Annotated in this window: 19 protein-coding genes; 16 read left to right on the top strand and 3 right to left on the bottom strand. The window is 46.1% G+C overall.

Going from position 1 to position 18,275, the window contains the following annotated elements:
* From OTK50_RS08200 to OTK50_RS08160, 9 genes are all read left to right on the top strand, one after another.
* The gene (locus OTK50_RS08200; RefSeq protein ID WP_003152751.1) at positions 1-282 is read left to right on the top strand and encodes a DUF1292 domain-containing protein; all 282 of its coding nucleotides are present in this window, start codon (positions 1-3) and stop codon (positions 280-282) included.
* Between the two features lie 110 nt (positions 283-392).
* Positions 393-1,484 carry an endolytic transglycosylase MltG gene (mltG, locus tag OTK50_RS08195; protein WP_045208333.1) on the top strand — a complete coding sequence of 364 codons (1,092 nt, stop codon included), beginning with the start codon at positions 393-395 and terminating at the stop codon, positions 1,482-1,484.
* A 151-nt stretch (positions 1,485-1,635) separates the two neighbouring features.
* The gene (locus OTK50_RS08190) at positions 1,636-2,289 is read left to right on the top strand and encodes an O-methyltransferase (RefSeq protein WP_007612793.1); all 654 of its coding nucleotides are present in this window, start codon (positions 1,636-1,638) and stop codon (positions 2,287-2,289) included.
* Between the two features lie 6 nt (positions 2,290-2,295).
* A complete protein-coding gene (locus tag OTK50_RS08185; protein WP_007408214.1) occupies positions 2,296-3,225 on the top strand; it encodes a peptidase U32 family protein in 930 nt (309 codons plus the stop codon).
* 17 nt (positions 3,226-3,242) lie between these two features.
* Entirely contained in the window at positions 3,243-4,511 is a 1,269-nt protein-coding gene (locus tag OTK50_RS08180) for a peptidase U32 family protein (RefSeq protein ID WP_007612788.1), read from the top strand.
* 6 nt (positions 4,512-4,517) lie between these two features.
* Positions 4,518-5,153, top strand: coding sequence for a uridine kinase (udk, locus tag OTK50_RS08175; RefSeq protein ID WP_003152763.1), 636 nt, complete (start codon positions 4,518-4,520; stop codon positions 5,151-5,153).
* A 253-nt stretch (positions 5,154-5,406) separates the two neighbouring features.
* Complete coding sequence (gene greA / locus OTK50_RS08170; RefSeq protein ID WP_003152766.1) at positions 5,407-5,880, top strand: transcription elongation factor GreA; 474 nt, start codon at positions 5,407-5,409, stop codon at positions 5,878-5,880.
* A gap of 51 nt (positions 5,881-5,931) precedes the next feature.
* On the top strand, positions 5,932-7,686 hold the full coding sequence (locus OTK50_RS08165) for a peptidoglycan D,D-transpeptidase FtsI family protein (protein WP_224223700.1): 1,755 nt from the start codon (positions 5,932-5,934) through the stop codon (positions 7,684-7,686).
* Between the two features lie 63 nt (positions 7,687-7,749).
* Complete coding sequence (locus OTK50_RS08160; RefSeq protein ID WP_014418462.1) at positions 7,750-8,466, top strand: YrrS family protein; 717 nt, start codon at positions 7,750-7,752, stop codon at positions 8,464-8,466.
* Between the two features lie 39 nt (positions 8,467-8,505).
* On the opposite strand, the gene OTK50_RS08155 is transcribed toward OTK50_RS08160, so the two are convergent.
* Positions 8,506-8,709 carry a YrzA family protein gene (locus OTK50_RS08155; RefSeq protein ID WP_003152771.1) on the bottom strand — a complete coding sequence of 68 codons (204 nt, stop codon included), beginning with the start codon at positions 8,707-8,709 and terminating at the stop codon, positions 8,506-8,508.
* Positions 8,710-8,892: 183 nt separating this feature from the next.
* Here OTK50_RS08155 and OTK50_RS08150 point away from each other — a divergent pair, with 183 nt between their 5' ends.
* The 5 genes from OTK50_RS08150 to OTK50_RS08130 all read left to right on the top strand — a co-directional run bounded on the left by OTK50_RS08150 (position 8,893) and on the right by OTK50_RS08130 (position 12,679).
* Positions 8,893-9,534 carry a class I SAM-dependent methyltransferase gene (locus OTK50_RS08150; protein ID WP_224223699.1) on the top strand — a complete coding sequence of 214 codons (642 nt, stop codon included), beginning with the start codon at positions 8,893-8,895 and terminating at the stop codon, positions 9,532-9,534.
* Positions 9,535-9,554: 20 nt separating this feature from the next.
* Entirely contained in the window at positions 9,555-10,250 is a 696-nt protein-coding gene (gene mtnN, locus OTK50_RS08145; RefSeq protein ID WP_003152774.1) for a 5'-methylthioadenosine/S-adenosylhomocysteine nucleosidase, read from the top strand.
* Between the two features lie 47 nt (positions 10,251-10,297).
* The gene (locus OTK50_RS08140) at positions 10,298-11,221 is read left to right on the top strand and encodes an O-acetylserine dependent cystathionine beta-synthase (protein ID WP_224223698.1); all 924 of its coding nucleotides are present in this window, start codon (positions 10,298-10,300) and stop codon (positions 11,219-11,221) included.
* 1 nt (position 11,222) lies between these two features.
* The gene (locus tag OTK50_RS08135) at positions 11,223-12,365 is read left to right on the top strand and encodes a bifunctional cystathionine gamma-lyase/homocysteine desulfhydrase (RefSeq protein WP_088461160.1); all 1,143 of its coding nucleotides are present in this window, start codon (positions 11,223-11,225) and stop codon (positions 12,363-12,365) included.
* A gap of 83 nt (positions 12,366-12,448) precedes the next feature.
* On the top strand, positions 12,449-12,679 hold the full coding sequence (locus OTK50_RS08130) for a YrhC family protein (protein WP_224223697.1): 231 nt from the start codon (positions 12,449-12,451) through the stop codon (positions 12,677-12,679).
* A gap of 38 nt (positions 12,680-12,717) precedes the next feature.
* Here OTK50_RS08130 and OTK50_RS08125 read toward each other — a convergent pair whose 3' ends face one another.
* The gene (locus OTK50_RS08125) at positions 12,718-13,209 is read right to left on the bottom strand and encodes a DUF1641 domain-containing protein (RefSeq protein ID WP_130570754.1); all 492 of its coding nucleotides are present in this window, start codon (positions 13,207-13,209) and stop codon (positions 12,718-12,720) included.
* 17 nt (positions 13,210-13,226) lie between these two features.
* Positions 13,227-16,169 carry a formate dehydrogenase subunit alpha gene (gene fdhF / locus OTK50_RS08120; RefSeq protein WP_224223696.1) on the bottom strand — a complete coding sequence of 981 codons (2,943 nt, stop codon included), beginning with the start codon at positions 16,167-16,169 and terminating at the stop codon, positions 13,227-13,229.
* A gap of 306 nt (positions 16,170-16,475) precedes the next feature.
* On the opposite strand from fdhF, the gene OTK50_RS08115 reads away from it, so the two are divergent.
* Positions 16,476-16,844, top strand: coding sequence for a DUF2294 domain-containing protein (locus tag OTK50_RS08115; protein WP_007408224.1), 369 nt, complete (start codon positions 16,476-16,478; stop codon positions 16,842-16,844).
* A 266-nt stretch (positions 16,845-17,110) separates the two neighbouring features.
* Positions 17,111-17,911: a formate/nitrite transporter family protein gene (locus OTK50_RS08110; RefSeq protein WP_007408225.1), complete on the top strand. Its 801-nt coding sequence runs from the start codon at positions 17,111-17,113 to the stop codon at positions 17,909-17,911.
* Positions 17,912-18,275: the final 364 nt, after the last annotated feature.

Here is an 18,275-nt window from a genome sequence, read left to right as displayed (position 1 = left end):
ATGGAACACGGCGAAAAACACATTACAATTGTCGATGATCAAGGCAACGAACAGCTTTGCGAAGTGCTGTTCACATTTGAAAACGACACATTTAACAAATCTTACGTACTTTATTATCCGATTGATGCTCAAGACGATGATGAAATCGAAATTCACGCTTCAAGTTTCGAACCGAACGAAAACGGTGAAGACGGCGAACTGATGCCGATTGAAACCGATGAAGAGTGGGAAATGATCGAAGAAACGCTGAACACGTTTTTAGCGGAAGAAGACGAAGAATAAAATGAACGGAAAAAGCCGGAGCGCATATGCGCTTCGGCTTTTTTTTGTAATAAATTGCCGAATGCACATGAATCATGTAGTATAAGAGCTGTTGGGAGGAAAATACTTGTATGAATATCAATCAGACTAAAAATTCATTTCCGCGTAAAAACAAAAAAACGACGATAATACTGTCCTCCGTGATCGCTCTGCTTATCATCATTTGCGGTGCTTTTTTCTATGGGAAATCTCTGCTGTCCCCGGTTGACAAAGGCAGCAAAACGGCAGTCAATATTAATATTCCGAGCGGTTCTTCCGTTTCGGCAATCGCTGAAATTCTTGAGGATCAGCATGTCATCAAAAGCAAAAAAGCATTTCAGCTGTATGTGAAGTATAAAGGCGCTTCCGGGTTTCAGGCGGGATTTTACCACCTGAATAAAGGAATGGATGCGGATGCGATTATCAAAAAACTGACCGCGGGATCAACGGGATATGCCTTTCAGATCTCCGTTCCTGAAGGAAAACAGCTTACACAGATTGCGGATGCGATCGCAAAAGAAACATCATATTCAAAAGAAGAGATCATGGCGAAACTGGATGACAAAACATTCATCGGCAAACTGAAAAAACAGTTTCCTGATACGATAACGGACGCGCTTTCAAACAAGAAGCTCAAGCATCCGCTCGAAGGCTATCTGTATCCGGCCACATATCCGTTTAATGATCCGGATGCATCGCTTGACACGATTTTGACGGCAATGGTTCAGGAAACAAACAACCGTATCGAAACGTATAAATCTGAACTTGAAAAAAAGAAACTTTCCGTCCATAACGCTCTGACGATGGCATCGCTTATTGAAGAAGAAGCCACCGCCAAAGCCGACCGTCACAAAATCGCCAGCGTTTTTTACAATAGGCTCGAAGAAAAAATGCCGCTGCAGACTGACCCGACGGTATTATATGCGGCCGGTAAGCATAAAAGCCGGGTCTACTACAAAGACCTGAAAATTGATTCTCCGTTTAATACGTATAAACATAAGGGGCTGCCGCCGGGACCGATTGCAAATGCCGGTGATTCATCATGGGAAGCGGCTCTCCGCCCTGACAAAACGGATTATCTTTATTTCCTTGCAAAATCAAACGGCGAGGTCGTTTTCACCAAAACATTAAAAGACCATAATAAAGCGAAGGAAAAGTATATTTCCAAAAAAGACAGCGAATAAAAGGAGGGCAAAAGCTCTCCTTTTATTCCATTCTGAAAGGTTTTATGATAAAATATATCGGGTTGTTTACTTATGGATAAAGAAGTGTCTTAAGAGAGTGTCCCCGCGGATTCGTCAGGGGCACTCCTTTTTAGAACGGAGGCTGTTTGCCGTGAATGATCGGTATGAACAAATAAACGAGTATATAAACGCGATGCTGAAGCCTCGGCCTGATAAAGTGAAAAAGCTTGAAGCCTATGCAAAGGAGCACCATGTTCCGATTATGGAAGAAGCGGGCATTGAAGTGCTGCTTCAAATGCTGTCGATTCAACAGGCGAAAAACATTTTGGAAATCGGCGCGGCAATCGGATATTCCGCCATACGGATGGCGCTTGAGCTTCCGGATGCGAATATTTACACGATTGAACGGGACGACAAACGCTATGAAGAAGCTGTGAACAATATAAAAGACTTTGAAATGGAAAACCGGATTCACGTAATGCACGGGGATGCGCTGGAACTTTCTGAGTCTGTCCGTGTCACGGCTCCTTATGATGCCATTTTTATCGACGCGGCCAAAGGCCAGTACACGAACTTTTTTGAGCTCTATGAACCGATGCTTGCGCCGGATGGAGTCATTTTTACGGACAATGTTCTGTTTAAAGGGCTGGTGGCACAAAATCACTCGGACATTGAGCCGAAAAGAAGACGGAAGCTTGTTGAAAAAATTGATCAATATAACCAATGGCTGATGGACCGGCCTGACTATCAAACGGTCATACTGCCGGTCGGAGACGGCATCGCCATCAGTAAAAAGAAGAGGTGAAGGATCATGAAAAAACCTGAACTTTTGGTGACTCCGACTTCTGTACAGGATATTCTTCCGCTCATTCAAGCGGGCGCAACGGCCCTGTTAGTCGGAGAACAGAGATACGGCCTGAGACTGGCCGGTGAATTTTCAAGAGAAGATATAAAAGAAGCCGTAAAAACAGCTCATCAGGAAGGCGCGAAAGTGTACGCCGCCGTCAATGCTATTTTTCACAACGAAAAAGTGGACGAGCTGAACGGCTATCTTGCCTTTTTGCAGGAGGCCGGCGTTGATGCGGCTGTTTTCGGTGATCCGGCCGTTTTAATGGCGGCGCGTGAAGCGGCTCCCGAGCTTAAACTGCACTGGAGCACGGAAACAACGGGAACCAACTACTATTCCTGCAATTACTGGGGACGCAAAGGGGCACGGCGGGCAGTGCTGGCTAAGGAATTAAATATGGACAGCATCATTGACATAAAAGAAAACGCCGAAGTGGAAATTGAAATTCAAATCCACGGCATGACGTGCATGTTCCAATCGAAGCGTTCTTTAGTGGGCCATTACTTCGAATACCAGGGTAAAGTCATGGACATCGAACAGAAGAAAAAAGAAGCGGGGATGTTTCTGCATGACAAGGAACGGGGCAATAAATACCCGATTTTTGAAGATGAAAACGGCACGCACATCATGAGCCCGAACGATGTGTGCATGATTGATGAATTAGAGGACCTGATGGACGCCGGCATCGATTCTTTTAAAATCGACGGAGTTTTGAAGTCTCCTGAATACTTAACTGAAGTGACCCGCATGTACAGAGAAGCAATCGATTTGTGCTTCGAGAGCCGAGAGACATACGAAGAGAAAAAAGAGAGCTGGATAGAGCGGATTGAAAGCATTCAGCCTGTGAACAGAAGCATCGACACAGGATTCTTCTTTAAAGAAACGGTCTATTAAAAAGGAGGGTGCAACGGATGACAGCCGTAAATCAAACCATTTCCAAAGTCGTAAACGGAAAACGCGTCATTACGAAAAAACCTGAACTCCTTGCTCCGGCAGGAAACCTTGAAAAATTAAAAATTGCCGTTCATTACGGAGCGGACGCGGTTTTTATCGGAGGACAGGAATACGGACTCCGCTCAAATGCGGATAACTTCTCAATAGAAGAAATCGCAGAGGGCGTAGAATTTGCCAAAAAATACGGGGCGAAAATATATGTGACAACAAACATTTTCGCCCATAATGAAAATATGGACGGTCTGGAAGAATACTTAAAAGCGTTGGGAGACGCAAAAGTTGCCGGAATTATCGTCGCTGATCCGCTGATTATTGAAACATGCCGGAGAGTGGCCCCGGACGTAGAAATTCACCTCAGCACACAGCAGTCCCTTTCCAACTGGAAAGCGGTGCAGTTCTGGAAAGAAGAAGGGCTTGACCGCGTGGTGCTTGCCCGTGAAACGAGCGGACTGGAAATTAAAGAAATGAAGGAAAAGGTGGATATTGAAATTGAAACCTTTATCCACGGCGCCATGTGTATTGCTTATTCAGGCCGATGCGTGCTGAGCAATCACATGACAGCCCGGGATTCCAACCGCGGCGGCTGCTGTCAGTCCTGCCGCTGGGATTATGACCTGTATCAGACAGACGGTGCAAACGCGGTCGCGCTCTATGGCGAAGAAGACGCTCCGTTTGCGATGAGCCCGAAAGATTTAAAATTGATTGAATCCATTCCGCAAATGATCGAGATGGGCATCGACAGCCTGAAAATTGAAGGCCGGATGAAATCAATTCATTACGTTGCGACGGTTGTCAGCGTGTATCGCAAAGTCATCGACGCATACTGCGCTGATCCTGAGAACTTTGTCATTCAAAAAGAATGGCTGGATGAGCTGGACAAATGTGCAAACCGGGATACCGCGCCTGCTTTCTTTGAAGGCACGCCCGGGTATGAAGAGCAGATGTTCGGTGAACACGGAAAGAAAACAACATTTGATTTTGCCGGTCTCGTGCTCGCGTATAACGAGGAAACTCAAATGGTGACGCTCCAGCAGCGCAATTTCTTTAAACAAGGTGACGAAGTGGAATTTTTCGGTCCTGAAATCGACAATTTCACATTCACAATCGGCACTATTTGGGACGAAGACGGAAACGAGCTTGATGCTGCCCGCCATCCCCTGCAAATCGTTACATTTAAAGTAGACAAAAAGATTTATCCGAGCAACATGATGAGAAAGGGGAAGTAATCACCAATGGGTAAGAGTCCTGTAGTTATAGGCATCGCAGGAGGTTCCGGATCAGGAAAAACAAGCGTCACCCGTTCCATCTATGAACAGTTTAAAGGACACTCGATTTTAATGATCCAGCAAGACCTTTATTATAAAGACCAAAGCCATCTTCCGTTTGAAGAAAGGCTGAACACAAACTATGATCACCCGCTCGCATTTGATAATGACTATTTAATCGAGCATATTCAAGAGCTTTTGAATTACCGGCCGATAGAAAAGCCGATTTATGATTATAAACTGCATACGCGATCTGAGGAAACCATTCCGGTTGAGCCGAAGGATGTCATTATTCTGGAAGGCATTCTCGTTCTCGAAGATAAAAGGCTTCGCGACCTCATGGATATGAAACTTTATGTCGACACGGACGCGGATCTCCGTATCATCAGACGGATTATGAGAGATATTAACGAAAGAGGCCGTTCAATCGATTCTGTCATTGAGCAGTATGTGTCCGTCGTCAGACCGATGCACAATCAGTTTGTTGAACCGACGAAACGCTACGCGGACATCATTATTCCGGAAGGCGGGCAAAACCACGTCGCGATTGATCTGATGGTCACGAAGATTCAAACGATCCTTGAACAAAATGCAATTTTGTAATACCATAGCATAGACATAAATAACTCAGACCATATTATGTATAGGCTGGAAGGGAATGAGACAGTTCCCTTCTTTCCCTGTTTATAAACCGAAACATTTGCAGAAAACACATATTCAGTTTAAGATAAACAGTACCTATATGGGAGAGAAGAACGAGGACTGCCCTGTGTTCTCATTCTTGATTTTTTCGTTTATGCTCTCATACATAATCACACGTTATTGTTGAGGGACAACCACCAAGGAGTGAAGGAACATGGCACAAGAAAAAGTTTTTCCGATGACTCACGAAGGAAAACAAAAACTTGAACAAGAATTAGAGCAATTGAAAACGGTTAAACGTAAAGAAGTAGTAGAACGCATTAAAATCGCAAGAAGCTTCGGAGATCTGTCAGAGAACTCTGAGTATGATTCCGCAAAAGAAGAACAGGCATTTGTGGAAGGGCGCATCACGACGCTTGAAAACATGATCCGCAATGCGAAGATCATCGAGGACGACGGCGGTTCAAATGTAGTCGGTTTGGGAAAAACCGTATCATTCATCGAATTGCCGGACGGTGAAGAAGAATCTTACACGATTGTCGGAAGCGCTGAAGCTGATCCGTTTGAAGGGAAAATTTCAAACGACTCGCCAATCGCCAAAAGCCTGCTCGGCAGAAAAGTGGACGAAGAAGTGACAGTTCAGACGCCGGGCGGAGAAATGCTCGTGAAAATTGTGAAAATTTCATAAGATCCGTTTAACAATGAAACACCTCGTCCAAAATGTGGATGAGGTGTTTTTATGATCGTATCAAAAAGGCTGAAAGCGGCCGTGATTTGTTTTCTGCTCGTGTTTTTCTTTCTGCTTGCGAGGCTGGCTGAAATTCAGCTGTTTTTCACAGAATCTTTTTCAAAATCCAATATTAATCTGATTCAGGAGAGCGTCAAGCAGCGGACGGAAGAAGTCCTTATTTCAGACGGACGCGGCTCTTTTCTTGATCGGAACGGCAAAGAACTGACCGGAAAAAAGCAGCCTGCCGTCATACTGTTTCCCTTTCTCGTGACGCAGGATTGGCCGGTTGACCGGGTATCAGACATTCTCGGAATGAAACAGGGGGAGCTCAGGCAGCTGCTCACGGAAGCAAAAAAACCGGTGATCCTGAACAGCAGAAAAATAAAACATTTGACGAAACAATCCGTGTCAAATATCAATTCTTTGAAATATCCCGGCATTTACGGCGTATATATGAAAGACAGCAAAGAAACAAACATAGCCGCTCATTTGTTTGGCGCGACAAACCAGGACCCTGAGCTTTTGAAAAAGAAATACCCCGGCAGGAAGGAACTGCCGATCACGGCAAAAATCGGGACAAGCGGGATGGAGCGGACGTTTGATGAGTTTTTACTTGCGGATCAGGACACAAAACTTTTGTATCATGTCGACGGAAGGGGAAACCCTTTATTCGGAATGGACGTCAAATATACGGCTGAAGCAAACGCGTTTTATCCGCTGCAAGTCAAAACCTCCATCGACCGCAATATTCAAAAAGCAATGGAAGATGTATTGAAAGACCGCGGGTTAAAAAAGGGGGGAGCCGTCCTTTTAGACATTGAAAAAAGCAGTGTGCTCGGAATGGTCTCTAAGCCTGACGCCGACATGTCAAAGCAGCAGACATTGCAAAATTACATGCTGACGCCGATTTATCCGGGATCAGTATTTAAAACGGTGATCGCCGCAGCCGCAATAGAACAAAACGAAGTGAAGCCGGGCACATCCTTTAACTGCAATCTCAACCTGTACGGAGAGCCGGGGGATGACAAAGGCACGCTCAGTTTTGGAGAAAGCTTTGCCCAAAGCTGCAATTATACGTTTACAAGTCTTGCGGAAAAATTGATCAAAAAAGATGATTCCGTTATTGAAAACATGGCGGAAAAACTCGGTCTCACCCAGCGGGCGGGCTGGGAAGGCAAGCTGTACCGGGAAGACCGATTCAGGCAGCTGTATAATGAAAAAAGCGGGGTCATTTGGGGAGATGACAAAGACAAAACCGTAAAAAAAGCCGTCGCACAGACGGCGATCGGGCAAAAAAACGTGAAAGTCACGCCTCTTGAAGTCGCCAATATGATGGCGGCGATCGCGCGCGGCGGTGAAAAAAAACAAGTCAAAATCGCGGACAAAATTGAATACAAAAACAAAACGACGATGGCGTCATTCAAAGATCAGCCGTTAAAAGGGGAAAACATCGACAAATATACGGCGCAGCAGCTTCAAAAAATTCTCAGAGAAGTCGTCACCTCACCGAAAGGAACCGGCCGAAGGTTTCAGGATCTGCCGTATGAGATAGCAGGCAAATCGGGAACGGCCCAGACGGGAATGTTCACAAAAGAAAAACAGACGCTTTACCACAAATGGTTTGCGGGATACTTTCCCGCGGACAAGCCGAAATACGCTCTCGTGGTGCTGCACATGGACACGCCGGGGGATAAGGCTCTGACAAATACAGTGTTTTATGATATTGTTAAAAAGGTACATGAAAATGAAATAAATCAGACATAGAACAACCGCTCAGCCCATGTTAAAATATATGCTGAGCAAGAGGGATAAAGGAGTGCAGAATGATTGAGCAATAAACAATCTCGTTTTGAAAACCGTGATAAGCGCAGAAAAGCAAATATGGTGCTTAACATTTTAATTGCTATCGTATCTATTCTTATTGTCGTCGTTGCCGTCAGCCTCTTCATCAACAGTCCGTCGGGCGACGTGAGCGAAAAAGCGGACACGAGCCAGAAGCAGGAAACACCTGCATCAGGCAAGACGAAGCAGACATCGGATGAAGACATAAAAGACAGCAAAAAAGATACGGCATCAGACGATGACAAAAAAGATAAACAGGATAAGGACACATCTGATTCATCTTCAGACTCTGACAGCAAAAAAGACGATGATTCATCGAAAAGTGATGACAGCAGCAAAAAAGACTCTGATTCAAGCGATCCTTTTAAAGGCGCAAAAATAACAGAGGGCGGTTCATCAAGCGATGTCGAGAAAACAATTGTTAACCCAAAATGGAAAGCGGTCGGCACAAAGCAGACGGGAGAACATGCGGCGACGTATGACTCAAGCTCTGAAGACTGGGCCGAAATGCTTGACGCCATCTCTTACGCAACGGGCGTGTCAAAAGATCACATGACAGTGCTATGGCTCGGAAACAATGGAAGTCCGCAAGATGCGAAGGGTAAAGTTTTAGACAAAACGAACGGCAAAAAGTATCAGGTCACCATCACTTGGAAAGACAAAAAAGGCTGGAAGCCGACAAAAGTAGAAACCTTAAAATAACCGCAAAAAAGCAGCTGATTATTCAGCTGCTTTTTTCTGTCATACGTCAGCTGAAAAATGCACCGACGCGCTGTAAAGGATTCTGCCGTCAACGGCCGTCACCTGATGGGATACGGAACGGACGCGAAGCATAATCGCCTGGTTGTTTTCAATCTGAACGTTTATTTTCTTTTCAAGCTCCTGCAAAGATGCCGCTTCGAAAAATTCTACTTTATCTTTGATTAAATCCAATTGAAAATTCATCAGTATAGATCCTCCTGATTTTTCTTCTGAGTCAATGAAAGTATAAGCCTTTCTGCCGTAATTGCGCAATAATCCCAGAGTATTTTAGTACCCTTCCATTCTTTTTTGTGATAGGATAGGAACTGTTCCACGATTAATCCATACTATACTCATAGGAATTATAAAATATGGAGAGTGAAAAATATGGGCCGTGAATTTATTCCTTTATTTGAAGATTGGGCAGCGACTTATGACGCCACAGTGCACGGGGCTGACAAACAATATGCTGCTGTTTTTAAAGGATATGATAATATTCTTGACAGCATTGTCGCACTTTCAGGTTCAAACGTTTTAGAGTTCGGACCGGGAACGGGGAACTTAACGGCGAAATTAGCCGCCGCGGACAAAAAGGTGTTTGGTGTAGAACCGTCTCCGTCAATGAGAAAACTGGCGGCTGACAAGCTTTCTGACAAAGCCGTGTTCAGTGACGGAGATTTTCTGGAGTTTCCCGCTCCGCCTTTTCAAATAGATACCATCGTCAGCTCGTACGCCTTTCATCATTTAACCGATGAAGAAAAGCGAACGGCTGTAAAGCAGTATGGCGCAATCCTTCAGAAGCATGATAAAATAGTGTTTGCCGATACTGTCTTTAAAGATCATGAAGCTTATGATGAAGCCATTCAAAAAGCAAGCCGAAACGGCTATCATCAATTAGCGGACGATTTAAAGACGGAACATTATCCGACACTCGCGACAATGAAAAACATCTTTTCAGAAGAGGGATTTGCCGCGCGGTTTACGCAGCAAAATGACTTTGTCTGGATAATGGAGGCGATTAAACGGTAAATCGAAGGGATTGTGTATAAATGAAACTGGCAGTCATCGGAGCAATGGAAGAGGAAGTTACGATTTTAAGAAGCAAACTGAAAGACGCAAAACAAGAGATGATCGCTCACTGTGAGTTTACAACTGGCAGCTATGAAGGCGTCGAAGTCATCTTGCTGAAATCAGGTATCGGGAAAGTCAACGCGGCGATCAGCACGACGCTTCTGCTTGACCGTTTCAAACCTGATTATGTGATTAACACAGGCTCAGCGGGCGGTTTTCATCATACATTGAATGTAGGCGACGTCGTCATCTCAACAGATGTCCGCCATCATGACGTGGATGTGACGGCGTTTGACTATGAATACGGACAGGTGCCGGGTCTTCCGGCAGCATACAAAGCTGATGAAAAGCTGATCAGCATTACTGAGGAAGCGGTTTCTGAACTGAACGGCATTCAAGTCGCCAAAGGCACAATCGCAACGGGAGATTCTTTTATGAATGATCCGAAGCGGGTTGAAGACGTACGCGCCAAATTTGCGGATTTGTACGCGGTTGAGATGGAAGCTGCGGCTGTCGCACAGGTGTGCCACCAGTTCAAAACGCCTTTTGTTGTCATCAGAGCTTTATCTGATATTGCCGGAAAAGAATCTGACGTTTCATTTGATAAATTTTTAGAACAGGCTGCCGTTCATTCAACTGAGCTTGTCCTGAATGTCATCAAACGAATTCACTAAGCGGGGGATTCTCGTTCTCCTCCGCTTTTCCAGGAGGAGGACTAATATTGAACGTGATAACAGATATTACAGAACTGATCGGAAATACACCGCTGCTCCGTCTCAAGCATTTTGATATACCGGAGGGAACAGCGGTTTATGCTAAGCTTGAGATGATGAATCCGGGCGGAAGCATTAAAGACAGGCTGGGCGGGATGCTCATTGAAGATGCGCTTCGCACTGGAAAGGTGAAACCGGGCGGCGTTATCATTGAGGCGACTGCCGGAAACACCGGGATCGGACTCGCTCTGTGCGCCAGAAAGCATCAGCTTCGCGCCGTTTTTTGCGTCCCGGAGCATTTCAGCAGAGAAAAGCAGCAAATTATGAAAGCTCTAGGGGCGGACATCGTGCATACGCCGAGAGAAGAAGGCATGCAGGGAGCCATTCGAAAAGCGATTGAACTGGAGAGAGAGATTAATAATTCTTATGCCGTTCTGCAATTTAAAAACCGAGTAAATCCATTGACTTACTATAAAACGATCGGGCCCGAAATATGGAACGCGCTCGGCGGGGATATCCACGCTTTTGTCGCAGGAGCTGGTTCCGGCGGCACTTTTGCCGGTACGGCAGCTTATTTAAAAGAGAAAAATCCTGCCGTCAAAACGGTGATCGTTGAACCGGAAGGCTCGATCCTGAATGGCGGAGAGCCGCATGCCCATAAAACGGAAGGCATCGGCATGGAGTTTATCCCGGATTATATGGATGAGAACCATTTTGACGCCATTTACACGGTGGAAGACGATACGGCGTTTTTGCTTGTCAGAGAAGCGGCCGAGAAAGAAGGCCTCTTAATCGGAAGCTCTTCAGGGGCGGCTCTTTATGCAGCGCTTGAAGAAGCGAAAAAAGCGCCCGCCGGATCAAATATTGTCACTATTTTCCCTGACGGCAGCGATCGATATATAAGCAAAAACATTTTTCAAGGAGGTCAGTAAGATGAAGAAAAAAACGCTGATGGTGCACGGAGGAATTACGGGAGATGAAAAAACAGGAGCGGTTTCCGTACCGATTTATCAAGTAAGCACGTACCGGCAGCCGAAAGCGGGCGAGCACACGGGTTATGAATATTCAAGAACGGCCAATCCGACGCGGACGGCGCTTGAAAGCTTAATTGCGGAGCTTGAAGGCGGCGCGGCGGGATATGCGTTCGGCTCAGGCATGGCTGCGATTACTGCCGTCATGATGCTGTTTGACAGCGGCGATCATGTTATTTTGACGGATGATGTATACGGCGGCACTTACAGGGTGATGACAGGTGTGCTGAACCGCTTCGGCATTGAAGCGGACTTTGTCGATACGAGCAGCAAAGAAAAAGTCCAAAAAGCCATCCGCCCGAATACGAAAGCCATTTATATCGAAACACCGACAAACCCGCTATTGAAAGTGACTGACCTCAAACTGATGTCTGACATCGCAAAAGAAGCGGGCGTATTGCTTATCGTCGATAATACGTTTTACACGCCGTATTTCCAGCAGCCGCTCAGCTTCGGCGCGGACATCGTGCTGCACAGCGCGACAAAATATCTCGGCGGCCACAGCGATGTCGTCGGCGGCTTAGTCGTCACGGCTGATAAAGAGCTCGGTGAAAAGCTTCATTACGTGCAAAACTCAACAGGCGGCGTTTTAGGACCGCAGGATTCATGGCTCTTAATGAGAGGCATTAAAACACTGGGACTCAGAATGGATGCCATCAATCACAGCGCCGGGAAAATCGCCGAGCTGCTTGAAGCGCATGATGCCGTTCAAACGCTCTATTATCCGGGATCAGCGAAACATCCGGGCCATGAGCTGACAAAAGCGCAAAGCTCCGGTTTCGGCGGAATGATTTCCTTTGATGTCGGCAGCAGCGAACGCGTCGACGCGTTTTTAGAAAAATTGAACCTGTTTACGATCGCGGAAAGTTTAGGAGCGGTTGAAAGCTTAATCTCCGTGCCGTCCAGAATGACGCACGCTTCGATCCCGCGCGACCGCCGGCTTGCGCTTGGCATTACCGACGGGCTCGTGCGGATCTCAGTCGGTATTGAGGATACTGAAGATTTAACGGCGGATGTGAAACAGGCGCTTGATTCACTTTTATAAAGAATGGATAGATTTACATTCTCTGTCGGCTGTCAGCTTGTATTATAATGTTGGTAGACTATAAAACTGGCAGGTGACCTTATATGGAGAAGAAAAGACTGAAATCACTACTAGAAGATTTTAAGCATTACGCATTTATTCTGCTTGCAGTCAGCACCTTCATTTATATCGGCGCGGTTCTTCCCGGACAAGGGCTGACTGCGGGCCAGAAAATGCTGATGTTTGTAACGGATTGTGTATTTTTAGCGGGCGCTTATTTCTGCGTTGACCGTTCACTTATTTATAAAAAGAGGCTGGAAGAGGCCGATGAATAAAAAAAGCCATTGTCTTTTGACAATGGCTTTTTCATTTCTTATTCAGACGGGGTTTCACGTAATTCTTTTCCCATTCCTTTTAAAAACTGCAGCCCGAAGCCGAGCGCGCGGTTAATATCAGGATCACTGACGGCTTTCATCAGTTCAAACATACTGACTTTCCTGTCCTCTTTTAAAAATCTTTGCGCCTGATCCGTCCCGGCCATGGCGCTTTCTAAAAGTCTGCCCATAAATTCGGGATCAGCTTTTGACAGCGCGCCTCCCGCGGCCATCATCGTATTCAGGAGATTGGTGACAGGTTCCCGGGAAATCTGTCCGAGTGCGATTTTGGCAATCTCCTCTTTTGCCTGGAGCATATAGCCGGCGGCATCAAAAATGCCCAAGCTATTCAGCTCTGCCATGATGGACATCGTTTTCGCGACGGCTTCTTCATTTTCTGCGAGAAGCGTCTTCAGCTCTTCCAGTTTTTCAGCTTTCAGCTGTTCCTCTGTTTTCGTTTCTTTTTGAATTTCAGTAATTGGGCTTGCCATAATGTTTCCTCCTTTCCTTAATCAGTTAAGTGCACATAGCCCGGACGGTTCCATTTTCGCTGAGCTTCCACACCGTTTTGCGGATGACGTTTTTTGTTCCGCGGATTCGTTTTCGGAAGCGGCGGAGTATCACAGGAACCGAGCACTTCCATGCGGACTTTTGTCTGCTTGTAGGCAGGTGTATGTGTCCGTGAATCATACGCAGGCCCGGTCAGGAAATTAATCGCAGAATCTTTATCTGTAGAGTTCATCGGCAGATAAAGCTCATTTGCGCGGACGCGGTCTGTCACAAGCGCGTTCAATTTAACCGCTCCAAAAGGAGAGACGAGCCGGATCATTGTCCCGTCGCAAATTCCGCGTTCAGCCGCGAGCTCCGGCGATACTTCAACAAATACATCCGGAACTTTAGACTGAATGCCTTTTGACTTGTTTGTCATGTTTCCTTCGTGGAAATGTTCAAGCATCCGTCCGTTGTTAATATGCAGGTCATATTCTTCAGGGAATACAGCAGGCTCCACCCAATCGCTCAGCGCAAAACGGGCTTTTTTGTCCGGGAAGTTAAAGCCGTCTTCATAAAGAAGCGGAGTGCTTTCTCCCGTAAAGCTTCCCCACAGGAAGCTGTTCCAGCCGCTAAGGACGTCGTAGCTTGCTTTTCCGAACAGCGGAGAAAGGCTCGCCATTTCTGAGAAAATGTCGCTAGGATGCGTGTAATTCCAATCAGCGCCTAAACGTTTGGCGACTTCCTGAATAATCCACCAGTCGGGTTTTGCATCGCCGAGTGTCGGAAGCGCCTGATACAATCTTTGCACACGCCGCTCTGTGTTTGTAAATGTTCCGTCTTTTTCAAGAGATGGAACCGCAGGCAGGATGACATCCGCGTATTGCGCCGTTCTTGAAAGGAAAATATCCTGCACAACAAAGAAATCAAGGCTGGATAAAATGTCATGAACATGGTTGGCGTTTGAATCGACGAGCGCCATATCTTCACCGACGAGATACATGGCTTTCATGTTTCCTTCTTCAATCGCATGGAGCATTTCAATATTATCAAGACCCGGCTTGCCGTCAATTTCAACACCGTAAGCTTTTTCGAATTTAGCGCGTGCCGCATCATCGGTAATATGCTGATATCCCGGAAGCCAGCCTGGAAGAGTTCCCATATCGCAAGCGCCTTGAACGTTGTTATGTCCCCGCAGCGGATAGGCTCCGGCGCCCGGACGGCGGTAGTTTCCTGTGGCAAGCAGCAGGTTGGAAATCGCCGCTGATGTATCAGAGCCGCCTGTATTCTGGGTTACGCCCATGCCCCAAAGAACACAAGTGCCGTCAGCATCACGAATCATTTCGGCAATACGGATGATCGTATCCTGAGAAAGTCCGGTGATGCGCTCCGCATATTCCAATGTGTATTTTTCCAGCGTTTCTTTATAATCATCAAAGTAGTTGACATTTTCATCAATAAACGCTTGATCGTGCCAGCCTTGGTCAATCATATATTTCGTTACTGCCATGAGCCAGACCTGGTCAGTCCCTTGTTTCGGGCTGATAAAGAGGTCGGACCGTTCAGCCATTTCATTTCTGCGCAGATCGGCCACAATCAGTTTTTGGCCGTGCAGTTTATGGGCGCGTTTCACGCGTGTGGCCAGAACCGGATGTCCTTCCGCCGGATTGGCGCCGACGATGAGCACGAGGCCCGCTTTTGCGATATCTTTAATTGTGCCGGCGTCTCCGCCCATACCGACGGTGCGGAATAAGCCGTCCGTTGCCGGTGACTGGCAGTAGCGTGAGCAGTTATCCACGTTGTTGGTTTCAAATACTTGGCGCGCTAATTTTTGGATGACATAGTTGTCTTCATTCGTAATTTTAGAAGAAGAAATAAAGCCGACAGAACCATTTCCGTGTTCGGCCTTGATCGAACCGAGTCTTGAAGCGACAAGATCAAGAGCTTCTTCCCATGACGATTCAACAAATGCGCCGTTTTTCCGGATGAGCGGTTTTGTAATCCGTTCTTCCGAATTCACGAAGTCCCAGCCGAATTTCCCTTTCACACAAGTGGAAATCGCGTTAACCGGAGCATCGGAAACAGGCTGAATTTTAAGGATGTCACGGCCTTTTGTCCATACTTCAAAAGAGCATCCGACGCCGCAGAACGTGCAGACTGTTTTTGTTTTTTTCGTCCGTTTATCGCGCATAGCCGCTTCCACTTCTGACACGGCGAAGATGCTTGTATAGTCGGGTTCAACATTTTTTACTAAATCAATCATCGGTTCCATGACATCTTCTTTTATTCCTGTCATAAATCCGGCTTGGCCGAGCATTGATTTTTCCATCAGTGCGTTACAAGGGCAGACAGTGACACACTGGCCGCAGCTGACGCAGGATGATTCATTAATGGCGACGCCTTCATCCCAAATGACCCGCGGGCGGTCGCGCTCCCAATCAATTGAAAGGGTCTCATTCACCTGAAGGTTTTGACACACTTCCACACACTGGCCGCAGGCGATGCATTGGTTCGGATCATAGCGGTAAAACGGGTGAGACATATCAACCGCGCACTTTGAATCATCTTTCGGCGTATACGGATATTTCTGATGCTCAATTCCCATCATTTCCGCTGTATTATGCAATGTGCAGTTGCCGTTGTTGTTATCGCATACCGTACAGTAAAGCAGGTGATTCTCGAGCAGGCGGTCCATGGCCTCTGTCTGAGCCTCTTTTACCCTTCCCGACGTAAGCGAGATGGACATCCCGTTTTCTGCAGCCGTGGAACAAGAGCGCTGCAATTTCCCGTCTACTTCAACAATACAGGTGTCACATGTTTGAATCGGATCCACTTCCGGTACATGGCATATTTGCGGAATCTCAATTCCGTTTTGGTTTAAAATATCTAAAATCTTAGACCCCTCTGGTGCTTCATACTCCGTGCCGTCAATTTTGACACGGATAGACTGAACGTCTGTCACTTCCAATTCCCCTCCATCTTGTAAACTCGAAAAAAAGCCATGCACATAGATACCGGCCTCCTGTCCGGAGAACGGTATAAATACGCATGGCGGAATAGTTCACTAGCAAGTCTTACTAACAGACCAATCCTATTTGTATAAAACGATAGACTCATAACACGTTTCCTATTACAAATCCATCTTCACTGCTTTTATTATAAGGTGATATTTATTATAATACAATACGAAAGGAAAACTTTAACCAGGTGAAATGTCACAAAGGGGAACCGGGAATGTCTTTCATAGGCTAAAATCGGAGGGGACAATATGTCTAAAAAAATTCATGAATTTAACGATATTATCCGGAAATTGCGCAAAGAATTATTTGGAAAGGGGCCTGAACGAATTCACACCGTTTTTGTGGATAACATGGCGGTATCTACACTTTACGGCAATCTAAGCGCAAGTGAGCAGTTTATCGCACGCACGCCTGAAGGAAGAGAAATGGTTCATGCGGCGCGAACCAGCTTAATTCAGGAGCTGTATTCAAAACAAACGCCTGACGGAATGGAAGAGCTCATCGGAGCAAAGCTTGTGCATCTGTTTTCTGATATAAAAATAGAGGAAAATATTGCCGTATCGGTGTTTGTCTTTGACCGCTCAATTGAAGAGCATAAAGAAGAAATCAAAAGCTGACAATATTCAATTGACACGAAATTGTCACATTTGATATGATATGAACTGCCAGCAGTGGCCTAAGGACGATTTTTTATGGAATTTGTGCATGATCTGTACATATTCTATACCGCATATTTTCATTCTGCTTGATATTGTTGTATGGGTATGCATACAAGTTAGGCAGCATTCAAACCCCGTTTTTTCAGACGGGTTAGTTGAATGCTGCCTTTTTTGTTAGGCGTCTTTGGAAACTGCGGGCTGAAATGATAAATGGAGGGGTTATTATGGCTTTTCGTAAACCGGACGAAATAGCGGAGCTTGCGGTCGAATCAGGGGTAAAAAAGGTGCATTCACCGCTTTCAGCACTGATTGTATTAGGATTTTTGGGAGGAGCGTTTATCGCACTCGGTTATTTGCTTGATATCCGTGTCATCGGCGACCTTCCGAAAGAATGGGGAAGCCTGTCGAGTTTAATCGGGGCGTCCGTGTTTCCTATCGGATTGGTGCTCGTCGTTCTTGCCGGCGCGGAGCTGATTACGGGAAATATGATGTCGGTATCCATGGCGCTGTTTTCCAGAAGAATATCCGCCGGTGCATTAGTGAAAAATTGGGTGATCGTGACGTTGATGAATCTTGTCGGCGCACTGTTTGTCGCTTACTTTTTCGGACATGTTGTCGGATTAACCGAAACAGGACCGTATTTGGAAAAAACGATTGCGGTCGCACAAGGCAAATTGGATATGCCGTTTGGAAAAGTCATTGTTTCGGCGATCGGCTGTAACTGGCTTGTCTGTTTGGCCGTCTGGCTTTCTTTCGGCGCAGAAGACGGAGCCGGAAAAATCGCGGGTATATGGTTTCCGATTATGGCGTTTGTCGCAATTGGTTTTCAGCACGTTGTAGCCAATATGTTTATCATCCCGGCTGCGATTTTTGCAGGTTCTTTTTCGTGGGGTGATCTGATTGGCAATCTCATTCCGGCCTTTATCGGGAATGTCATCGGCGGGGCAGTGTTTGTCGGCCTTATTTATTTTATTGCATATTCAAAAAAAGATCAGAAAAAGCAAGGGATGAAAAGAGTTTCCTGAGGTAAGAAAGATGCCGGAAAACACGGACAATTGAAGCGGAATGCCAGCACATTTTCCGTCCAAATCTTGAAAAAAATGTTTACAAAATGGAAGTTGGTGGATATACTTACAAAGTAAGAAAAAAGCAAAGGGAGGTTGAATCACATGACGACGTTAAACGGCAATCAAAATCTACAATTGAACCGATTCAGCCTGTGGAAGAGTTCGTGTCCTTCCTTAACCTCTGCCCGTCAAGCACGTTAATTTCGGAGTATCAGGACATTCGCAGCTCCCCGCAGGGAAAGAAGCACCGTCTTCTTTTGTCTGCGGATTTAGTCTGCCCGCAGCGCATATGAACTTTGCTGCGGGTTATTTTCGCTTGTGC

The sequence above is a fragment of the Bacillus sp. NEAU-CP5 genome (genome assembly GCF_026420705.1).
GTDB classification, from domain to species: Bacteria; Bacillota; Bacilli; order Bacillales; family Bacillaceae; genus Bacillus; species Bacillus velezensis.
Note: the sequence above shows the minus strand (reverse complement) of the source record. Positions and strands in the feature narration are given on the sequence as shown.

Bases quoted from the DNA above. Each gene is read 5' to 3' on its own strand.
- OTK50_RS08165 (WP_224223700.1), top strand. From the start codon at position 5,932: ATGATCGTATCAAAAAGGCTGAAAGCGGCCGTGATTTGTTTTCTGCTC.
- OTK50_RS08115 (WP_007408224.1), top strand. From the start codon at position 16,476: ATGTCTAAAAAAATTCATGAATTTAACGATATTATCCGGAAATTGCGC.
- OTK50_RS08110 (WP_007408225.1), top strand. From the start codon at position 17,111: ATGGCTTTTCGTAAACCGGACGAAATAGCGGAGCTTGCGGTCGAATCA.
- OTK50_RS08125 (WP_130570754.1), bottom strand. From the start codon at position 13,209: ATGGCAAGCCCAATTACTGAAATTCAAAAAGAAACGAAAACAGAGGAA.
- OTK50_RS08185 (WP_007408214.1), top strand. From the start codon at position 2,296: ATGAAAAAACCTGAACTTTTGGTGACTCCGACTTCTGTACAGGATATT.
- OTK50_RS08135 (WP_088461160.1), top strand. From the start codon at position 11,223: ATGAAGAAAAAAACGCTGATGGTGCACGGAGGAATTACGGGAGATGAA.
- OTK50_RS08150 (WP_224223699.1), top strand. From the start codon at position 8,893: ATGGGCCGTGAATTTATTCCTTTATTTGAAGATTGGGCAGCGACTTAT.
- mltG (WP_045208333.1), top strand. From the start codon at position 393: ATGAATATCAATCAGACTAAAAATTCATTTCCGCGTAAAAACAAAAAA.
- OTK50_RS08155 (WP_003152771.1), bottom strand. From the start codon at position 8,709: ATGAATTTTCAATTGGATTTAATCAAAGATAAAGTAGAATTTTTCGAA.
- OTK50_RS08180 (WP_007612788.1), top strand. From the start codon at position 3,243: ATGACAGCCGTAAATCAAACCATTTCCAAAGTCGTAAACGGAAAACGC.
- OTK50_RS08200 (WP_003152751.1), top strand. From the start codon at position 1: ATGGAACACGGCGAAAAACACATTACAATTGTCGATGATCAAGGCAAC.
- greA (WP_003152766.1), top strand. From the start codon at position 5,407: ATGGCACAAGAAAAAGTTTTTCCGATGACTCACGAAGGAAAACAAAAA.
- mtnN (WP_003152774.1), top strand. From the start codon at position 9,555: ATGAAACTGGCAGTCATCGGAGCAATGGAAGAGGAAGTTACGATTTTA.
- OTK50_RS08130 (WP_224223697.1), top strand. From the start codon at position 12,449: ATGGAGAAGAAAAGACTGAAATCACTACTAGAAGATTTTAAGCATTAC.
- udk (WP_003152763.1), top strand. From the start codon at position 4,518: ATGGGTAAGAGTCCTGTAGTTATAGGCATCGCAGGAGGTTCCGGATCA.